This window comes from Rubritalea tangerina, from assembly GCF_042683245.1.
Lineage (GTDB): Bacteria > Verrucomicrobiota > Verrucomicrobiia > Verrucomicrobiales > Akkermansiaceae > Rubritalea > Rubritalea tangerina.
The window spans coordinates 1-4,252 of sequence record NZ_JBHUJB010000088.1 but is presented as its reverse complement, the minus strand read 5'-3'; the positions used below and the strand labels follow the sequence as shown (position 1 = coordinate 4,252).

The 4,252-nt window shown below is 53.3% G+C and carries 2 protein-coding genes; both read right to left on the bottom strand.

Annotated elements, in window-relative coordinates; translation table 11 throughout:
• Window positions 1–28: 28 nt before the first annotated feature.
• A complete protein-coding gene (locus tag ACFSW8_RS17105; protein WP_377088318.1) occupies window positions 29–3,553 on the bottom strand; it encodes a hypothetical protein in 3,525 nt (1,174 codons plus the stop codon).
• 24 nt (window positions 3,554–3,577) lie between these two features.
• The coding region (locus tag ACFSW8_RS17100; RefSeq protein ID WP_377178854.1) for a hypothetical protein at window positions 3,578–4,252 on the bottom strand (675 nt) is incomplete at its 5' end.

The following is a 4,252-nucleotide window of genomic DNA, read 5'->3' as shown; positions in this document are numbered from 1 at the left end:
CAAGCCTATCCGACTTTTCCTGACTACTTTAAAACACCGAAAAACCGCTTAAGTCCGTGCCATTCTGGACTGTCTGGATATCACCTTCAGGGTTGATGCTGAGGATCGTTCTTCCCGCACCGTCAGTGACGCGCACCGACTTCTCGCCCGCGGGATTCGTCACTTCCACAGCAAAGCCATTGGCTCCTGCCCCAAGTGTCGTGCCACGATTGGTGAGCTCGCTGAATTGCGCTGCGTAGCTGGCATCGATGCCCACACCATCGGTGAGGTCTTCATCGTAGAGGTAGCTGGTGGTGAGACCTGAGGAGGCGGATACTCCATCTAATCCAGCAATAGGAATATCACCTGTGTTGAGATTGTCTCTGGCGTGATCAACGACTTCGCCCAGTGGTGTGAGCCAACGTGTGGTGTAGGTTGGGCGTCCACGTCCGTCGTAGCGGGTGGTGGTTTCCTGCAACGTGTCCTGATCCTGCGGATCATGCCAGTTGTGATTAGTAATTTGTGATTGGTAATTTGTAATTGTCGCCGTGTGGGTCACATTCCCATTGTAATCTGTGTTAGAAATAGTGGTGGATGTGCCATCTCTGTCGATGGTGGCCTGGAGTCGGCCACAGCACGCGTGCCAGAGTTGCTGGAGGATGTTCCCGCGGAAGTCGGTATGTGTGTCGAGCTTTCCATCGAGGAGGTAGGTCCATGATTGCGTTGCTTCCACCTCAGAGCCTGCGGCTGTGGTGTGAGAAGCTTTCATGTTTCGCCCATTGTAGGTATAAGTCTCTACCGCGCGTAGATTGGTCTGTCCGCCATTGCCATCGTCCACGCTCTCTGCAAAGTAGCGAGGGAGGCGTTGTTCAATGACATTCGAGTTGTCATCGTAATCGGTTTCAGAACGAATTTCTTCTGGGGTTCCAACGGCGCGCACCGTGAGGGTGTTGCGACCGAGTTGGTCGTACTCCATCCAGGTCTTGTTGCCACGCGCATCTGTTTGGAGTAATCTTTGTCCTTCGGCATCAAAGATCACATCTGTAATTAGATATTTGTGATTGGTGATTGTATTGTCTCTAACGAGATTATTAAGGAAGAGGTCACGTGGACAAGTGTAGGTGACTTGGTGGGTTCCTGCTGTGTCGAGACTATTGCCGTCTTTATCTGTGAGGCTGTAGCTATGCGCTGTCGCCGACTGGCTCGCATTTTCAACAATCGCCGGTACATTAGTGAGTCCGTTAGGCACAGTCTCAGTCACTGTGCGTGTGATCCTGTCATTTTGATCGTAGAGGAAGTAAGTCTTGCGCCCATAGGCATCGGTGCTGGAACGACGACGCGAAAGCTGGTCGTACTCCGTGCTCGTGCTCAATGCCGTATCCGCGTTGGCCTGACGCGTCGTGCCCACCACTCGGTTGCGGTGGTCAAAAAGATAAGTCGTTTTCTCACCATTGATCGTACAGGTTTCCTTTTGGCGTGTGCCTTCCAAATACGTGCACTGCTCAAGCGACTCCTCGGGAGTGCCAGCCGCCAAACGTGTCTCAATCGCTCTATCCGCAAGGTCGTATGTGTAGCTCGTGAGAATGCCATTGCGGTCGGTGCGCGATGTCACCAAATCAGTGCCTGCTTGGTAGTGCACCAACTCGGTCGAGCCGTCATTGTATGTGGTTTTCACCACTCGGCTCATCACATCGTACTCGTAAGAAACCGTTCTCCCTACTGGGTCTGTGGTGCTCACCACACGGCCAAAGGAATCATAGCTATACACCGACTCAGGTCGCGTGCCGCCCTCGACATCCGCAGCAGCAATTTTTTTGATCAAATAGCCTGCCGCATTGTAGACGTACTGGGTGTTGTGTAATTCTGGCTTGTTCGCATCGTAAAGTGCATCGCGCTCTTCGATCAGCTGCCCTCGGCTGTTGTAGACATAGCTCTTGGTGCTCTCTTCTGCTGAGCCCACTCCCCGGGTGCTTGTGAGACGATTCCCCTGCAGGTCATAGCTATGCACGCTGCTACGACCGAGACGGTCTACTGAGCTCAATGGCATCGCAAAGGTGTTGTGCGTCACACTGTTAGTAGAACCATCTGCTAGTACCCTTCCGACAACTTGCTGGGTGATCGGGTTGCGAGTGACCGCCTTGCCTCGCCCAAGCCCATCGGTCATTGCCGTAGCATAGCGCGAGCTCGCATTCACCTGAGTGCGGACGTTTTCTTTGGCCCACGCAGTCGTGTCAGTTGCCGTGAAGAAGTGGCTGTCGCGTCCAGCATCCGGCTTCAGGATCCCATACTTGGTAATGCCATTGGCCGCCTCAGAAATCTCAAGGTGCATGTACTTGTTGCCCCCCACATAGCTGAAGCGCTGGAAAACAGAATCGGTACCCAAACGATACGTGAAAGTCGCTTCCCCCTCTCCATTCTTGGAATAACGCAACTTCCGTGGCACCGTCGTCACAGCATTGCCCGCATAATCAAATCCCGTCTTCTGGGTGAAGTATAACTTCTTCTGGCGGCTTCCTGGACGCGCATTGGGCTCAACAACTGAGAGCTCTAGCAAATTGGGACCAGCCAGTGTGCCGACCGTCCAAGTCGTTTGTCCTCCATTCGGGTGATTAACTTTGGAGAGCACGGGATTACCAAGATCCCCCATATCCGCATACTCATAGGTAGCGTGTTCCCCATTCGGGAAATCAATACGCGAGACCACCCACTGCCCCCCTTGCTCAATCGTCGTGATCTGGGCAGAGCGTCCATAGGCATCAGTGATCGTGGACTTGCGCTTGTATTGCTCAAGGTCCGCAACGGCACCTAAGGGCTGAGCCACGGCGTAGTCGATCGTCGTAGCATTGCCATTGCGATCCATCAAAGTCACCAGACGCCCATGCCCCTCACCATTCGACTTCCAAATGATTTCATAGTGCTCCGAGGAGCCATCGTGGTGCATGAGAATCGCACTCTGTGCTTGATCCCGGTTCGTCCCCGAAGTGATCAATACCCCGCTCGCATCATAAAGAAAAACACCAAACACGTGCTTGCCTACCGCCTGCAAGTCCACCCAAGCCTGGCGCGATGCATCATAGTGCATCTGACCTAACTTCTCAGACGTGCCCACATCCTGACGCTTCATGAAACTCTTATTCCTGCGCAACCAAAGGCTGCGGTCATAATTCTCAAATCCAGAACGCGCCCCAAAGCTCCCCGCATTATCGTGGCTACGCACACGCGTGTAACGATTGATGTCTAAAGTCGGCAAGCTTCCCGTCCCGCCCAGTGGAGTCGCCCCACAAGAACCACAAGAGCTCGCTGCATCGTTGAAGCTAAAGTCATTCGACGACATGTGGTAGTCATAGTCGCCGTTAGATACAGAAGAACCTCCCCCGGTATCAGTGCTCCCACCCTCCGGGCAGTCTTCTTCACAAGGTCCACAATAGGGGGTTCCTTTGCCATTCGTGCAAGTCGTATCACCACTGGCCGAACCTACCTCTGGTGCAGCAAATGCGATGGGCGTTGTCAGAGCAAGCCCCATGCCTAATGCCTGCCCCAGACTCAAAGGCTTAAGATGCTTTTTTGAAGTCATAAGATAAATGGTATGAAATGAATGTTATTGTGAAAGTGGATGGCGAACTCGCTCGATATGGCGCAATCTCTCCGCTTCGCCCTCAGCATGCTGCGCCGCAAATACCAATGACTGAGGATCGATGAGTACGAGTGAAACAACCTCAATCTCAATGCTGCCACGCCCCCACGCACTTGGACTCTGAAAACTCACCGGACAGGTGTTGATCGCGTCCCCCTCAGTGACCCACGTGGTCCGTGCCACCCCGCTCTCATCCGCCGTGACTGCAATAAGCGAAAGCTTGTTGGGAAACAAACCACCGGCCTCCGCCTGAAAAAGTACCTCAGTACCAGGAGTCGCTCTAACCGCTAGCTCGACTGGCACATGTGTGAGCGTGTAAACATGCGATGGTGAAACCAACTCTAACTCACCATGCTCGCGTGACGCAGAGTCTGCAGCAGCATTGAAGCGACCGCTGAGCCTCTCTAACTCCTCTACCTGTTCTTTGCTTAAAATGTTCTTATACCCCTCCTGATACGATCCACTCCGTAGAATAAAACCCACTGGCTGCAGCACCCGCATGAGCTGGTCGTGAAGCTGCATCTTAGAATAAGCATCACTCTGTTTGAGATACGCACTGTGTAACTCGGAGGCTTCTTGCACCTGTTGCTGGTAGGTGGGCCACTTCTCTATCACATCCGGAAAGGACTGCACCTCCCC

Bases quoted from the DNA above. Each gene is read 5' to 3' on its own strand.
- ACFSW8_RS17105 (WP_377088318.1), bottom strand. From the start codon at position 3,553: ATGACTTCAAAAAAGCATCTTAAGCCTTTGAGTCTGGGGCAGGCATTA.